Source organism: uncultured Hymenobacter sp. (assembly GCF_964242765.1).
GTDB lineage: Bacteria > Bacteroidota > Bacteroidia > Cytophagales > Hymenobacteraceae > Hymenobacter.
The window spans coordinates 40,693-55,800 of sequence record NZ_CAXTBM010000042.1; the positions used below are offsets into that span (position 1 = coordinate 40,693).

A 15,108-nucleotide genomic window follows, 5' to 3' on the forward strand; every position below is an offset into this window, starting at 1 on the left:
CCGACGGCTTCTTCTTTATATGCTCCCTATGCTTAAGCTTCGCTGCACTCTCTTGGTCGATGACGACCCGACGACCAACTACCTCAACCGAAAGCTGCTCGAGAAGCTCGACGTTACCGATCAAGTCATGGTAGCGCTCAATGGCCAGGAGGCCTTGCAGGTGCTGGCCGCCGAATGCACCGAGGCCAGTCCTACCTGTCCGGCCTTGATTTTTCTGGACGTGAACATGCCCCGGATGAACGGTTTCGAGTTCTTGGAAGCCTACCAACAGCTACCGCTAGCCAAACGCCGCGCCATTGTCATCGTCATGCTCACCACCTCCGTACACCTGCGCGACCTGCAACGCCTCGAAGCCTTGCCCGTGGCCGGCTACATCAGCAAGCCCCTCAACTCCGATAAAGTCCAGCATGTGCTGGAAACCCATTTTCGCTAGCCGTAGCCTAGGCAATTACCGCCGAGATTATGCCGTAAATCCGTTGCGTTCATCGTTTGGCGCACGACGTGCAAATGTTGCCGGTTTGTTTGGACAGCCCCAGTCCGCCCCGCGTTTCCGTTGCGGCTTCCCCATCTATGCAGAGCTGTAGGTTTACCTATCCGTAGGCTGCGCCATTTCTGCTTCGGCTTCGCGCACGGCTGCGTTCCATAGGATGGAATCTGTCTTTTCCAGTAACAAAGGTACTCGGCCTGCTAATGGTGAACTACCTTGGCTTTGGGCTTGCTCCCAGGCTTGGAACTGCCTCAGCAGTCCAGTCTAGGAGTGGTTCCCGTCAAAGAACATAGCCGTAGCGGCGAAGGACAGGTTTCCAGAAGTCGAGATTATACTGGATCCAGGCGTGCACGCCAAAGGGCAGGGTGCTGTTGTCCTGGTTGGTGAAAGGCAGTTGGTCTTCGGCCCACTTGTTGTAGTCCGCCCCGAACTGTTGGGCCACCGAGTTGGGGGGAATGCGGAAACCGGGCTCGAGTTTGGGAAAGTGCAGCGACACGAACAGGTCGTCGAGAAAGATGCGCTGGCGCTTCTTGTTGAGCCACAAAAAGAAGTTGATGTAGCGCTTGTGTTGGGAGGTGATGCGGTAAAAAGTACTCGTTTTTTTCAAACAGAAACCACCGGCTCCCACGTAGCTTGGACTATTGTAACCGACGAGGCTTCGCAACAAGGTTTTGGGTCGGATATAGCCCTCATTATAAATGACGGCCCCAATGTAGTCGTGGCCCAGGGCGCACCATTGGGCCAGCTCGTCGCGGAAGACAAAGGCATCGAGGTGGCAGATGAGCATGTAGTCGTAGGCCAGAAAGCGCTGGTAGAAGACGGGCGCAATCATGAGTTCGGCAAAAGCCTGCCAGCCGTGCCACTCGAACCGCTCGATGAAGATCTGCGCTTTGCCCTGGCAGGTAGCTTCGTACCACGCCGTATCGAGCCCCGTGGGAGCCATAAAAGTAATCGGGTACCGGTGCAGGACAGCCAGCGTCTGAGCCAGTGAAATCTTTTCTAGGTCCGAGGGCTCCTCCTTGTGAATAGGGATAACAACCGTCACCAACGACGGCGACCGTTGCGGAGAAGGACTAGACAAGGCACTTTTTTCGCCAAGGCGGGCATGGTCGTCCGCCGGAATTACAGCTTCCAAGGGGGTAAAGGTTAAAGAGAAAAGTGTGGTAGGAGAAGAGCGGGGAGCAACAGTAAGGACGGTAATAAAAACACAAGATATAGTTTCATTTTGCAAGTACGCATAGCCCCAAACAGCAACTCAACAAGAATAGGTATATACTATTCATCCAACGGTTTGTTGACTGCTGAAGCAAGCCCGCGCTTGTCCCCGCTTGTTTCTAGCACTTGCATCCACTGCTAGAGGTAAAAAAGAAATTGCAGGCCATGAATGAGCGTCCGTCCTTGTAGGGGTTGCTGACTTGCTTGCAGCCAAGAGATACGTTCGTAGTCTAGAAACTGGATCGGCTTGGACGCGCACTAAAAAGCCGAGTCGAGCTGGTTTCGAGCTTTCAAGCGCGCAGGCTTGAAAACGAGGCGGACACGGAGCCGCAAAAGGCGAGCTTCTAGGCCTCAGCAAAGTAGCTTGAAGCAACGCCGAAGCGAATTAAACCTTTATCTGCGAAAAGAAGAGTCGGTAGATATAATCACCTGCTTGCTCGGAGTTGCTCCCGGCGTTGCTGGGAACCGTCTCCAGAAGATTTCTTGCGCAACGAGCACGACTACAATACTCGTGCGAGCAGCGTTTGATTACCCTGACATCAAGAGTGCAAAAATTGTCTGTTAGGAAGTTTGTCGGCAATAGGAAGAGAAAAGAAAATACCGGATATTGATGAGCTTAAACTTTACTTATTCATTATATGTTTACGAGTCTCTTTTTAATTGGCAACCCAGGTAGTGCCGAGTTATTATTGCTATTTTTTCTGTTTACGGGACTGTCAGTGAGTCTTTTGAGGGGCTTATTGTGGACCGAAAGATCCGCCGGTATGGTGCCGCCATCAACTGCCTATTTAGCAGCCAATGAGGTAGGAAACTGGCCCGGCCTGCCGGAGCAAGAAATAGCAACAATCGCTGAATACAAAGCCCAGAAGCATCGCCTGTTGCGGAACTAGAGCAGCTTGACTCCGCACTTTTCTTCAGAGCCATATCATTCCCCTCTTTGATTTGGGGTGAGGGCAACACTTTAAGCCAACACAGCCTAAGTTGAGCAATTGCCCAACTTAGGCTGTGCTTTTTTTGTGCGTCTCGCCCTGCTCAAATGGGACGATGGAAACGAGCATTTCCTCGCAAGTAAGGGCCCTCAAAACAGTCCGTCGCGGGTAGTTTCAGCAGTAAAGCATGGCAGTAGCATCGTTAGCCTATAGGTTATAGCGCGACCGGAAATCAGCCTTTATTTCACCCGCAACAACGCCGAACAGTGACCTTCAGCCCTTGGCTATTTTACTTCCTGCCACTTCGAAACCAACTACAAACCGCGTCCCGACTTTGGCTGGTTTATCGGGACTACCTCAGCCGTGTAAAGTGCTAAGCTGCTGACAGATGGCAGATTAAGTGGGATGCGCCCGTTGGAACGTTAAGTAACTTCTGTTATTTACTTGCGAAACCAACTGAACTTGCTTTGCGACGTGTAGCCGATAATTAAACGGCGTCGAGCAGTGAAATAAGTACAGAAAGGCTGAGTACTTTGCTCGCTCAACACCGCATAGCCTGCGCGCATCTCCACGGATTACATGAAAAATACCTTCGGTTTTTTTCTGCTGCCGCGCCCCACCGGGCCAACTTGTTTGCTGTGGAGCGCATCCGGTAGTAGGCGCAAACCAGCTCCTTGGATACAACACAACGGTGCGGCCAAGCCTCCAGCAGCTTGCTTTGGCTTCTGGTTGAGTGTATTGCTCTTGCTGGTGTTGGCGCCGCCTTTGCAAGCACAAACTGCGTTTCAGGGGCTGGAGACGCTTTTCACTGTGCCCAAAGGCTACGTGGTGCAGCACACCACGCAGGCTCTGCAAATGGACGGAAGCTTGCGGGAAAGCGACTGGCAAAAAGCAGCCTGGACAACTGATTTTGTGGATATCGAGGGCGCCGCCAAACCACTGCCGACCTGGCAGACACGGGTGAAAATGCTGTGGAATGATTCCACATTATTCGTCGCTGCCACCTTGCAGGAGCCACAACTCTGGGCTACGCAAACCGAGCACGATGCCATTATTTTCAAGGATAATGATTTCGAGGTTTTCCTCGATCCCGACAACAACACGCACCAATACTTCGAAATAGAAGTGAATGCGCTCAATAAAACTTTCGAGTTGTTTCTACCCAAACCATACCGCAACGGGGGAGACGCGCTAGTCAGCTGGGATGCACCTGGTTTGCGTTCGGGTATTAAACTGGAGGGCACCCTGAACCAGCCGCAAGATCAGGACCAGGGCTGGACCGTGGAAATGGCTATTCCCTTGCAATCGTTGCGCATAGGGTATCCCTTTCGGGCGCCAGTGGAAGGCGCTCTGTGGCGCATCAATTTCTCACGCGTTGAATGGCGAACCCGCACGGTTGGTGGCAAAAACAGCAAGCTGCGAGACGCGGCCGGTAAAGAGCTGCCCGAATCCAACTGGGTTTGGTCGCCGCAAGGAGTAATTGATATGCATTACCCTGAGCGCTGGGGCTACTTGCAGTTTTCGCGCACAGCAACAACCACGTTTCAACTGCCTTATGGTGAAGCGCAAAAGCGCTATTTATGGCTGGTATATTACCGCCAGAAGCAGCACTGGAAGCAGCATGCCAAGTATGCTACCACCCTGGCCGAGCTTGAAATCGAGCCGCAAGTAGTTGTGGAAAATCACCTCAACCAGCTTCGGTTGGAGGCCACTGCAAACCAATTCACTGCCACAATTACAGCCGCGGGAAGGCCCCCAATCCGCCTCAACGACGAAGGGCTAATCAACTATTCAAAACCATGACGAGCCGCCGAGAATTCGTTAGAAGCAGTTTTGTAGCGGGCTTGTCCGCTTCCATTTTGCCAGGATCTGTTGAAGCGGCACTGCCTACTTCCATTCCACCAACTCAGTGGAAGCACTGGGTTTGGACCAATCCTGACTTGAAAGACACGAAGCCGCAGTTGGCCGAGCGCTACCGCCGCTGCTACGAAGCAGGTATCCGCGGAATGTTTTTTGAAAGCGACAGCGAACTGCACTTCCGCGCGGCAAAAGCCCAAAAGCTGGAAGCCCACCGCTGGATTTGGACAATGAACCGCGGCGAAAAAACGTTGCTGGCCGCGCACCCTGAATGGTACGCCGTGAACCGCAAAGGCGAGTCCTGCGCCACCCATCCTCCCTACGTCGATTACTACCGCTGGCTGTGTCCCTCACGCGAGGAAGTGAAGCAATATCTGGCAAACGATTACGCCACGGCCCTCAAAAAAGACTATGTGGATGGCGTCCACTTGGACTACGTACGGTTCTGTGATGTGATTTTGCCGGTGAACCTATGGGACACCTACAAAATCGTGCAAACCAGTGAACTGCCCGAGTATGATTTCTGCTACTGCTCGGTTTGCAAGGCCGCCTACAAAACGGAACATGGGTTGGATATCGACTCGGTGCAGTTTCCGGAGGCCAGTCCTTCGTGGCGCTTGTTTCGCTATCAGCGCGTCAACAGGGTGGTAGAGCAACTCATGAAGGTTGCCCAATCGTATGGCAAACCCCTGACCGCCGCAGTTTTTCCTACGCCCGATATTGCCCATCGCAACGTAAAACAGGACTGGGTGAACTGGAACATCAGTGGGGTTTGCCCGATGATTTACCACGGCTTCTACAAAGAGAATGTGGCCTGGATTGGTCAGGCCGTGGCCGAAGGGGTAGGAGCACTCCGGGGCAAGTTTCCGCTCTACGCGGGATTGTTTCTGCCCGATTTCAAAGCTGAAACCGAAGTGCAGCAAGGAATAGAACTAGCCTTGCGCAACGGTGCGGCCGGCGTTTCGCTGTTCGGTGAAGTATCGCCGGCGACGCTGCGCGCCTTGAAAACGGCTTCGTTGAAGGTACTGCCTACGCACTGAAAAACTTTCTCGAAGCTTTACTCTTTAATCTGCCTGCCCTATGCCTACTCGCCGAAAGTTTCTTACCTCTTCTGCTGCCGGCTTGGTGGTGCTAACGCTAGAGCAACGAGCGGAAGCCGCTGGGTTTCCACCGCTAGCAGTAGTCGGCAAACCGCTGGTAATTTCCACCTGGGATACGGGCTTGGCCGCCAACCTGGGCGCCTGGAAAATTTTGAGCAAGGGAGGCCGAGCCCTGGATGCGGTAGAAGCGGGGGTGATGGTAACGGAAGCTTCCCAGAACTGCTGCGTAGGGCTGGGCGGTAATCCGGACCGGGAGGGCATCGTGACGCTCGACGCCTGCATCATGGACGACAAATTCAACTGCGGGAGTGTAGCGGCCCTGGAACGCATCAAGCACCCGATCAGCGTTGCGCGGCGGGTGATGGAGCGTACGCCCCACGTAATGCTAGTCGGCGAAGGAGCGCAGCAGTTTGCCGTGGCACAGGGTTTCCCGCTGGAACCACAAAAGCTCAGCCCCGATGCCTCAACGGCGTACCGGGAGTGGCTGAAAACCAGCCAGTATAAGCCGGTGGTGAACATTGAAAACTCAAGTTCCAAGAAGCCAACCGGCCCTGTGGGCGGGGCCAACAACCACGATACCATTGCCCTGCTTGCCCAAGACGCCCAAGGCAACCTGAGCGGCAGCTGCACGACCAGCGGCATGGGCTTCAAAATGCGCGGCCGCCTCGGCGACTCGCCCCTGATCGGCGCGGGCTTGTTTGTTGACAATGCCGTAGGCGCGGCGGCGGCCACCGGCCAAGGCGAAGACGTAATCCGGATAGCGGGCGCGCATACGGTCGTGGAGTTGATGCGCCAGGGTTTCTCGCCGCAAGCAGCCTGCAAAGCGGCCATCGAACGAATTGCCAAGATCAAAGGCGACAAGGCCCGCGAGATTCAGGTGTGCTTTATTGCCGTCAATAACCAGGGCGTGCACGGCGCCTTCGCCCTGCAAAAAGGCTTCAGCTACGCCGTCTGCGACGCCCGCAATCAGCAGCAACTTCTTCAAAGCGAATACCTGCTCAAGTGAGAGGCGTGTTGGAGATTTGTGCGAATTCCGTGCAGTCGGCGGTGGCGGCGCAGGCGGGCGGTGCGCATCGGATTGAGTTGTGCCAGAATCTAGAGCAGGGCGGCATTACGCCGTCCTATGGCTTGCTAGACCGAGTACGGAAGCTGCTGACGATTCCGGTATTCGTGCTTGTCAGGCCGCGGCCCGGCAATTTCATCTATGACGCCGATGAACAAGCAATTATGGCCGCCGATATCGTCCAATGCCGCCAGGCAGATTGCGCCGGCGTAGTGCTCGGGGCCCTCGACCGCAACGGCCGCCTAGACGTTGCCCTGTGCCAAACGCTGATAGAAGCGGCTGGCTCCCTGCAGGTCACGTTCCATCGCGCCTTCGATGTATGCGCCAACCAAGCCCAGGCGCTCGAAGAGGTTGTTGCCTTGGGCTGCCACCGCATCCTCACCTCGGGCGGGCAGGCTACGGCGCCCGCCGGCCAGGAGCAGTTGGCCGCCTTAGTCCGGCAGGCAGCCGGGCGCATCAGCATCATGCCGGGGAGTGGTATCACGCCCCACACCATCAGGAGCCTAATGCTAAACACGAGGGCCGGCGAGTTTCATGCTAGCGCGACACGTCTGTGGCCCAGCGCACACGCGCCGTTGTCTGCCCTGTTTGACGCTGTCTTGCCGGAAACTGACCCGGCCATCGTGGCAGATCTGGTAGCTCAACTACAGCAATAAGGTGTCCCTTGTTTCACGACGAGGCGAGGGCGCGGCAGGAGCCGGCTGGTTTACTTGTCCAGGTAGTATTGTAGGTTTTCTTTGGTGATAATGTCGAGCGGTAAGTTCTTGACGGGGTGCACTTCTTTCTTGAAAACCAACTTATCGGCCAAGGCATAGATGCCCCGATAGCCCTGCTTTTTGGGGTTTTGGTTGATTAAAAAATCAATGACGTTCTCATTCAGAAAGTGAATATTCTTTTCCAGCAAGTCGTAGCCGACCAGGCGGATGTCTTCGCGGTGGTAGGCTTGCAGGTAGGGCGCAATTTTGTAGGCTTTGGAAGTACTCACAAAAATCCCTTTTAGCTGCGTTTGCTCTTCGTCTAGCAGCAACGTCAGCTGCCGGGCAAACGACGGGTCGGCTGGGTCGGGCAAATCAATGCTCAGGATGTTGTAGAGGCTTCGGGGTTGGTCTGGCTCGAAATCCTGCCGAGCAGCAAGCTCAATGAAATAGTCGCGAAATCCTCGTTCCTTCTCGGTTACGTGCACGGAGTTGGCAATATCTTCCCCGATGTGGGCAATAAGGAAAGTGCCCGGCTGCGTTTGTCCGAACTGCACCAGTTTGCCGGCCAGAAACCCGCTCTGGTAGGAGTCCTGGCCCACATAGCTCAAGGACTGCACCTCGGCAATGTAGGTGTTGAACATCACGTACGGAATCTGCTGCTGCTGCCACTGTTCGAAAAACGTGAGCGACTCGCGGTAGAACAGGGGCGCAATCAGAATTCCATCGGGTTGTGATGCCGTGGCGGCCTGCGCTTGCTCGCGGAAGGAGGCAACCTGCGTCAAGCTGTACGGATACGTAACCACGCTGATGCCGTACTGCTTTAGTTCGCGCGCGGCTTTCTCGATACCCTGCCAGGGAGCATCCCAATACGGGTCCAGCGTATGATCTGGTTGCAGAACGGCCAACTGGTAAGTGCGGTTCGAGCCGAGGGTACGCGCAATCATGTTGGGCTCGTAGTCCAACTCTTTCATCATGAGCAGGACTTTCTGCCGCACATCCTCGGCCACCCGACCGCGGTTGTGAAGCACCCGATCCACAGTTCCAACTGAAACATTTGCCTTGGCTGCGATATCCTTGATACGCACCGCGTTTTTACCCATGAGTGTGCTCTACGCTTGTTTAAAAATCACTGACTGCCTAGCGACAAGAAGGCGGCTGGCCCATCAAGCTAAAGCAATCTGCTTTGTATGGTGTAACTCTCGATCCACGGGTTGCGCGCGATGCCGGGCTCTAAGGTAAAAGTTTACCTCTTTTTTCTGCGAGGACTAGTTCAACTTAAGAAAAGGGATGCCCTACTAGGCTCTCTGAATTCTGTGAGTGGCCTCGAAATACAAAACTAAATACTTCAAAGGCCGTCACCTAGGTTTATTTCTAAACTTGATAAAGAGCCGCTCTGGCTGCTGACTTTGCTGCTACTGGTGCGTGCGCGCACACTCCAGGCAACTTATTTTGCGTGTGCGCACACATGTTTTCTTTTATTTATTTGGTTTATAACAATCAGGTGATTACGTTTGAATCACTCGTTAACTGCTGCTTTCCAAAGTCCAGTTGCGTGACAACACAAAAGTTGTCGCTGTCGCCCGTGTGACTTGTTTGCTTGAGCCAGTAGACTCTCGCCTTTGCAGGGCCATAGCGGCCATCTACTTTCCCTAACGGGACCTTCCTGCTTCGTTCTTAAAACCTTGACTTTTTAACTCGAAAATCAGCTATGGAAGTTTTACACTACCCGGAAACCACCTTCGAGAAGCTCCCCGTAACCATTTTCGAAGACGCCGCGGAAGGTGCCGTCAGCGTGGCCTATGAAATTGCTGAACTGATTCGGGGCAAGCAGGAAAAGGGCGAACTAGCAGTGTTAGGACTGGCTACGGGTTCCTCGCCCATTGGGGTGTACAAAGAGCTGATTCGCCTGCACCGCGAGGAAGGACTGAGCTTCAACAATGTAGTCACGTTCAACCTGGACGAGTACTATCCGATGCAGCCGGACGAGTTGCAAAGCTACGTTCACTTCATGCACGAACAGCTCTTCGACCACATCGACATCCGGCCCGAAAACATCCATATTCCGGATGGGACGCTGCCCGTGGAGAAGGTGAAAGAATATTGCCTAACCTACGAACAACGGATTAAGGCTTGCGGTGGGCTGGACTTGCAGCTGCTCGGTATTGGTCGCACCGGCCACATTGGGTTCAACGAGCCGGGCTCCTCCATTACCTCGGCCACCCGACTGGTGAAACTCGACCCCCTGACCATCACCGACGCGGCCAAAGACTTTATCAAGGAAGAGTACGTGCCGCTGCGAGCGTTGACTATGGGCGTGGGCACGATTATGAAAGCCCGGCAAATCATTTTGCTGGCCTGGGGCGAAGGCAAGGCTAAAATCTTGCAGGAAACCGTGGAAGGCAAGATTTCCGAAGAAGTACCGGCTTCGTTTCTCCAGCAGCACCCCCAGGTGAGGGTGGTAGTGGATCAGTGGGCGGCTCTGGAGTTGACGCGCATCAAAACGCCCTGGCTCGTGGGCATGTGCCTCTGGGACGACAGCCTGATTCGGCGGGCCGTAATCTGGCTGAGCTTGAAAATGCAAAAGCCCATTCTCAAGCTCACCGATGAAGACTATAAAGATGGCAGCTTGAGTGACTTGCTGGCCGAAGCCGGCAACGCCTACGCGCTGAACATCAAGGTATTTAACACCATCCAGCATACCATCACGGGCTGGCCGGGCGGCAAGCCCAACTCCAATGATGCGCAGCGCCCGGAGCGCGCCAGCCCGGCCCTGAAACGGTCGTTGATTTTCAGCCCCCACCCCGACGACGACGTGATTTCGATGGGCGGCACGCTGCTGCGTTTGGTCGATCAGGGCCACGACGTGCACGTAGCCTACCAGACCTCCGGCAACCTGGCCGTGTTCGACGACGATGCGCGCCGCTACGCCGACTTTGCGCTTGGCTTCGCGGAAAAGCTGAACGTGGGAGTGCCTGTTATGCAGCAGCAACACGCCGAAGTGGTGGAGTTCTTGAAGCATAAGAAGCTAGGGGAGGAGGACAGCCCGCTGGTGCAGGACATCAAGACCCTTATCCGCCGGGGCGAAGCGGCGGCGGCGTGCCGCTTTTGCGGGGTGAAAGAACAGAACGTGCATTTCATGAACATGCCGTTCTACGAGACGGGGCAGGTGAAGAAGAAGCCCCTGGGCGAGGCCGACATCCAATTGGTGGTTGATATCCTGCAAGAAATACAGCCCCACCAGATTTTTGCCGCCGGCGACCTGCGTGACCCCCACGGCACCCACCGCGTATGCCTGGATGCAGTTTTCGCGGCCCTCGACCGCCTCCGGGGCCAGGAGGCATGGGTGGAGGATTGCTACCTGTGGCTGTACCGGGGCGCCTGGCAGGAGTGGGACGTCGAGGAAATTGAAATGGCCGTTCCCATTAGCCCCGAGGAGCTGATGCGCAAGCGCAAGGCCATTTTCAAGCACCAGTCGCAGAAAGACAGCGCCGTATTTCCGGGCAACGACAAGCGCGAGTTCTGGCAGCGCTCCGAAGACCGCAACCACGCCACCGCCAAACTGTACGACCAGCTAGGGTTAACTGAATACGAAGCCATTGAGGCATTTGTACGCCACCGATTCTAGGTTCTTTGATCGAAAGCGTGGCTAAATAACCGCGCCGAAGCTACCTGCTGCGTTGCGTCAGCTAGCTGAAGGCTGCTCGCTGCTAAGTGGGCCGCGGCCGTAAGCTGGCAAGAACAGCGGCATTCCATACCCTTCTGACTACGAATGAAAAACCCTAGCCCATCCGTTGTCCCGCCGTTAGCCATTATCGGCGCGTTGTTTTTCATTTTCGGGTTTATCACTTGGCTTAACGGCACGCTGATTCCCTTCCTGAAAATAGCGTGTGAGCTAAGCTATTCGCAGGCCTTGCTGGTTACGTTTGCCTTTTACATCGCCTACGTTTTCCTGGCAATTCCTTCCGCCCTGATTCTCCAGAAAACAGGGTTTAAGAACGGCATGGCGCTGGGTTTGGTGGTGATGGCGGGTGGGGCGCTGGTCTTTGTGCCAGCGGCGCAGGCCCGCTCCTTTATGCTCTTCCTGACGGGGTTGTTTATTCAGGGGGCGGGGTTGGCTTTGCTCCAAACGGCTTCCAATCCCTACGCCAGCATTCTGGGACCCATGGAAAGTGCTGCGCAACGCATCAGCATCCTGGGTATTTGCAACAAAGTGGCCGGCGCCCTGAGCCCCGTACTGATAGGCGCAGTGGTATTGAAAGGAGCCACCGAGCTAGAAAACCAACTGGCTAGCACCATCTCACCGGCTATGAAAGCCACGTTGCTTCAGCAACTAGCCGACCGGGTAATCTTTCCTTACGTGCTTATGGCGGGGGCCTTACTCATACTTGCCCTGCTGATTGGACTGTCTGGGTTGCCGGAAATTACCACGCAGCCCGAAACAGGGGAAGTTAACTCGCGGGAGCCGGCCGGTAGCATCTGGCAGTTCCCGCATTTGCTGTTGGGAGTGGGCGCTATTTTTTGCTGTGTCGGCGTCGAGGTTATTGCCGGCGACACCATCATTCAGTACGGCCGCTCGCAAGGTATCAGCCTCGATATTGCCCGCAACTTCACCTCCTTTACCCTAATAGCCATGCTGGTAGGCTATTGCGTGGGCATATGGGCCATTCCGCGGTACGTGAATCAACAAACGGCCCTCAGTGTCTGCACCATCGTGGGGGTGGTGTTTACTGGGGGCGTTTTGTTTACTCATGGCTATACGTCGGTGCTGTTTGTGGCTTTATTGGGGCTGGCTAATTCGCTGATGTGGCCCGCCATTTTTCCTCTGGGTATCAAGGGACTAGGAAGCTTCACGGAGCGGGGTTCGGCCCTTTTGATTATGGGGATTGGAGGCGGAGCCGTGCTGCCGTACCTCTACGGCCGGCTAAGCGAGGTAATCGGCTTGCAACAGGCGTATTTGCTACTGGTGCCGTGCTATCTGTACGTGCTGTTTTTTGCCTTGAAGGGGCACACCTACCAAGTGGAAAAACCAGTGAAGCAAGCGGTGCCAACCACCTAAAAACTGCCCCATGAAAAGCAAGTATTTGTTGCTGTTGACCTTGGTGAGTTTATTGCTGCAATCAGGGGTTACGCTGGCTCAGTTTCGGGTGGTGGGCTACCTGCCATCCTGGCGCGGCGAGATAAACCAGGCGCAACTCGCTCAGCTTACGCACGTCAATTATGCCTTCCTGCACCCTACCGCTACCGGCGGCTTAGAGCCCTTGCAGAATCCAGCGAAACTGCGGCAACTGGTGGCGGCAGCCCACGCGGCCAATGTACGGGTGCTGATATCGGTGGGCGGCTGGCACGATGGCAACCACAGTGCCTTCGATTCTATTGGGGCCAATGCCGGCTACACCAGCGCCTTCGTTGCCAACCTGATGCGCTTTGCTAGTGAGTATCAGCTCGACGGGATAGACATGGATTGGGAGCACCCGGATGCGCGCACGGCCAGTGGCTACGCCACGCTCATGCAACAACTCGCCACGCAGTTGCATAGCCAAGGCAAGCTGCTAACGGCCGCCATAGCTGGGGGCACTTGGGCCGGACCCGGAATCCTGAGCAGTGTGTTCGAGTGCGTTGACTTTCTCAATATCATGGCCTACGATGCTCCCCCGCCAACGCACTCTACGTACGCCGATGCAGCGCAGTCGCTTGCTTACTGGAAAGGCCGCGGCTTGCCGGCCCGTAAAACCGTGTTGGGTGTTCCCTTTTATGGGCAGCCGGGCGGCGTCGCTTTCTCCGCCTTACTGACCCAGGGGGCCGACCCGAGTGCCGACTTGCTAGCCGGGGTAGGCTACAACGGACTAGCCACCATTAAAAGCAAAACCACCCTTGCCCTTGAGCAAGCCAGTGGCATCATGATGTGGGAGTTGTCGCAGGATGCAGCCGGAGCTAATTCCCTGCTCACGGCGATCAGCCAAGAAGTACGCCGCCGAGCTAACCCCAAGCCTCCAGCCCGTTAGCAGCGGAATGGGCACGGCTCCGGGTTGGCTGCTTCGGGTGGACAAGCTAAAGCAGATAGCTTGATCTGCCGCTAAATACTACTTCCGAAATCTAACCTGCTTGGCAATACAAACCTGTTGAGGCCCTGATTTGCAAAAAGTTATATCGCAAAAACTTGAATATTCGAGCAGTCAACCTAGCAATTCAACAGCGGGTTACGCAACCCTGGCAAGCAGCTAAGCGCGCTGCTGGTGCGTGTGCGGAAACTCATGTGATATTTTATTGCGTGTGCGCACACATTTTTTTCTTGAACTGCTTGCTTTACATATAGCAGATCAGTATGTTTGAATAAGAGAGTTCAATTGAGTGTTTGAAAAATCTTATTTGATCTTCCAGAGAAGGTAGAGCACTCCGCTTGAACACGTCTTCAGAACTCGGATGGAAGGTGGTAAGCCTGGAGCGCAGGAACAAGGATAGAAATAGCAGCCTAGTGGCAGTGTAACCTAAGAAATTCAACAAATCTGTTCTGTAACCCAGCGCAAACCACTAGTTCGTGGGCGGACTTTAGTCCTGATGTTATTGGCTTGTTCTATTCGAAAGTGCCCGCCTAGCCTCTGCCCAGGCTGGTAGTGTCTGTCCCTCTGTTACTTAGCGCTAGGAGCACCCATCCTGGCCTGAAATTTTGCCCTTCGCTTCGAGGCGAAAACACCCTTCCTATATCCGGTTTCAGTCTGATGTTTTTGTCGAAACCGGCTTGAATTTCTTCGGGAATCTTGCTTTTGAAGTTGTCCTGCCGCGTTTCCAATCACAAAATAGTCGTCTGAAATCTATGAAAAGATCTACTTGGCTTACCTTACTGCCCGTACTAGGCTTGCACAGCTTGGTACAGGCGCAAACCAAAACGGTAACCGGCAAAGTAACCGACTCGCGGGGCGGGGCGCTGCCGGGCGTTACCGTCATCGTGCAAGGCACCCAGCAGGGCCTGAGCACAAGTGCGGACGGAGGCTATTCGATTGGAGTACCCGATAATGCCACGCTGGTTTTCTCGTCTATCGGCTACGATTCCAAAACCGTGGCGGTGGGCTCCCAATCGGTCATCGACGTTTCGCTGAGTGAAAGCGCGCAGACGCTCAACGAAGTGGTGGTAACAGCCCTGAACGTGGCGCGCGACCGTAGGACGCTGGGCTACTCCGTGACGGAAATCAAAGGCACTTCGCTGACGGAGGCGCGCGAAACCAACGTGGCCAACTCGCTGGTGGGCAAAGTGGCGGGCTTGAACGTGAATTCGACGTCCGGGGGGCCCGGGGCGTCGAGCAACGTTATCATCCGGGGCGCGTCCAGCCTCAACCAAACCAACCAGCCGCTTTACGTTATCAACGGGGTGCCGGTGGAAAGCCAGCCCAGCGGCGGGGCCGGGGCCACTATTGGCAACAGCGGCGGGCAGTACGACAACGCACCCGACTTCGGCGACCCTATCTCGAACATCAACCCCGACGACATCGAAAGCATTTCGGTGCTGAAAGGCGCGGCGGCTTCGGCCCTGTACGGCTACCGGGGTAAGGCCGGCGTGATTCTGATTACCACCAAAAGCGCCAAGGGCAACGACGGCCTCGAGTTCAACAGCAACTACGTGGTGCAGCAGGTATTCAACCTAACCGATTGGCAGTACGAATACGGCCAAGGCGGCAACAACCAGAAGCCCATTTCAGCGGCGGCCGCCGCACAGTCGGGCAACTCCAGTTGGGGCGGCCGGCTCGATGGCTCCAACGTGGTGCAG

General features: G+C 55.2%; 12 protein-coding genes. 10 read left to right on the top strand and 2 right to left on the bottom strand.

Going from position 1 to position 15,108, the window contains the following annotated elements; translation table 11 throughout:
* The first annotated feature begins 28 nt into the window (after positions 1-28).
* Positions 29-433, top strand: coding sequence for a response regulator (locus tag ACFE7X_RS16960; protein ID WP_375436875.1), 405 nt, complete (start codon positions 29-31; stop codon positions 431-433).
* A 334-nt stretch (positions 434-767) separates the two neighbouring features.
* On the opposite strand, the gene ACFE7X_RS16965 is transcribed toward ACFE7X_RS16960, so the two are convergent.
* Positions 768-1,622 (bottom strand): DUF5672 family protein, encoded by an 855-nt coding sequence (locus ACFE7X_RS16965; protein ID WP_375436876.1) that lies wholly within the window; start codon positions 1,620-1,622, stop codon positions 768-770.
* Between the two features lie 718 nt (positions 1,623-2,340).
* Here ACFE7X_RS16965 and ACFE7X_RS16970 point away from each other — a divergent pair.
* From ACFE7X_RS16970 to ACFE7X_RS16990, 5 genes are all read left to right on the top strand, one after another.
* Entirely contained in the window at positions 2,341-2,592 is a 252-nt protein-coding gene (locus ACFE7X_RS16970; protein WP_375436877.1) for a hypothetical protein, read from the top strand.
* Positions 2,593-3,210: 618 nt separating this feature from the next.
* Positions 3,211-4,434, top strand: a complete 1,224-nt coding sequence (locus ACFE7X_RS16975; RefSeq protein WP_375436878.1) for a carbohydrate-binding family 9-like protein — start codon at positions 3,211-3,213, stop codon at positions 4,432-4,434.
* Positions 4,435-4,490: 56 nt separating this feature from the next.
* The gene (locus tag ACFE7X_RS16980; RefSeq protein ID WP_375436879.1) at positions 4,491-5,528 is read left to right on the top strand and encodes a family 10 glycosylhydrolase; all 1,038 of its coding nucleotides are present in this window, start codon (positions 4,491-4,493) and stop codon (positions 5,526-5,528) included.
* Positions 5,529-5,568: 40 nt separating this feature from the next.
* Positions 5,569-6,594, top strand: a complete 1,026-nt coding sequence (locus ACFE7X_RS16985) for a N(4)-(beta-N-acetylglucosaminyl)-L-asparaginase (RefSeq protein WP_375436880.1) — start codon at positions 5,569-5,571, stop codon at positions 6,592-6,594.
* Positions 6,595-6,599: 5 nt separating this feature from the next.
* A complete protein-coding gene (locus tag ACFE7X_RS16990; RefSeq protein ID WP_375436881.1) occupies positions 6,600-7,307 on the top strand; it encodes a copper homeostasis protein CutC in 708 nt (235 codons plus the stop codon).
* A 50-nt stretch (positions 7,308-7,357) separates the two neighbouring features.
* Here the strand turns inward: ACFE7X_RS16990 and ACFE7X_RS16995 are convergent, their stop codons facing one another.
* Positions 7,358-8,449, bottom strand: coding sequence for a LacI family DNA-binding transcriptional regulator (locus ACFE7X_RS16995; protein ID WP_375436882.1), 1,092 nt, complete (start codon positions 8,447-8,449; stop codon positions 7,358-7,360).
* A gap of 608 nt (positions 8,450-9,057) precedes the next feature.
* Between ACFE7X_RS16995 and nagB the strand changes: the two genes are divergently transcribed.
* From nagB to ACFE7X_RS17015, 4 genes are all read left to right on the top strand, one after another.
* Positions 9,058-10,974, top strand: coding sequence for a glucosamine-6-phosphate deaminase (gene nagB / locus ACFE7X_RS17000; RefSeq protein WP_375436883.1), 1,917 nt, complete (start codon positions 9,058-9,060; stop codon positions 10,972-10,974).
* A 144-nt stretch (positions 10,975-11,118) separates the two neighbouring features.
* The gene (locus tag ACFE7X_RS17005; protein WP_375436884.1) at positions 11,119-12,405 is read left to right on the top strand and encodes a sugar MFS transporter; all 1,287 of its coding nucleotides are present in this window, start codon (positions 11,119-11,121) and stop codon (positions 12,403-12,405) included.
* Positions 12,406-12,415: 10 nt separating this feature from the next.
* Positions 12,416-13,351 carry a glycosyl hydrolase family 18 protein gene (locus tag ACFE7X_RS17010; protein WP_375436885.1) on the top strand — a complete coding sequence of 312 codons (936 nt, stop codon included), beginning with the start codon at positions 12,416-12,418 and terminating at the stop codon, positions 13,349-13,351.
* A gap of 809 nt (positions 13,352-14,160) precedes the next feature.
* The coding region (locus ACFE7X_RS17015; RefSeq protein ID WP_375436886.1) for a TonB-dependent receptor plug domain-containing protein at positions 14,161-15,108 on the top strand (948 nt) is incomplete at its 3' end.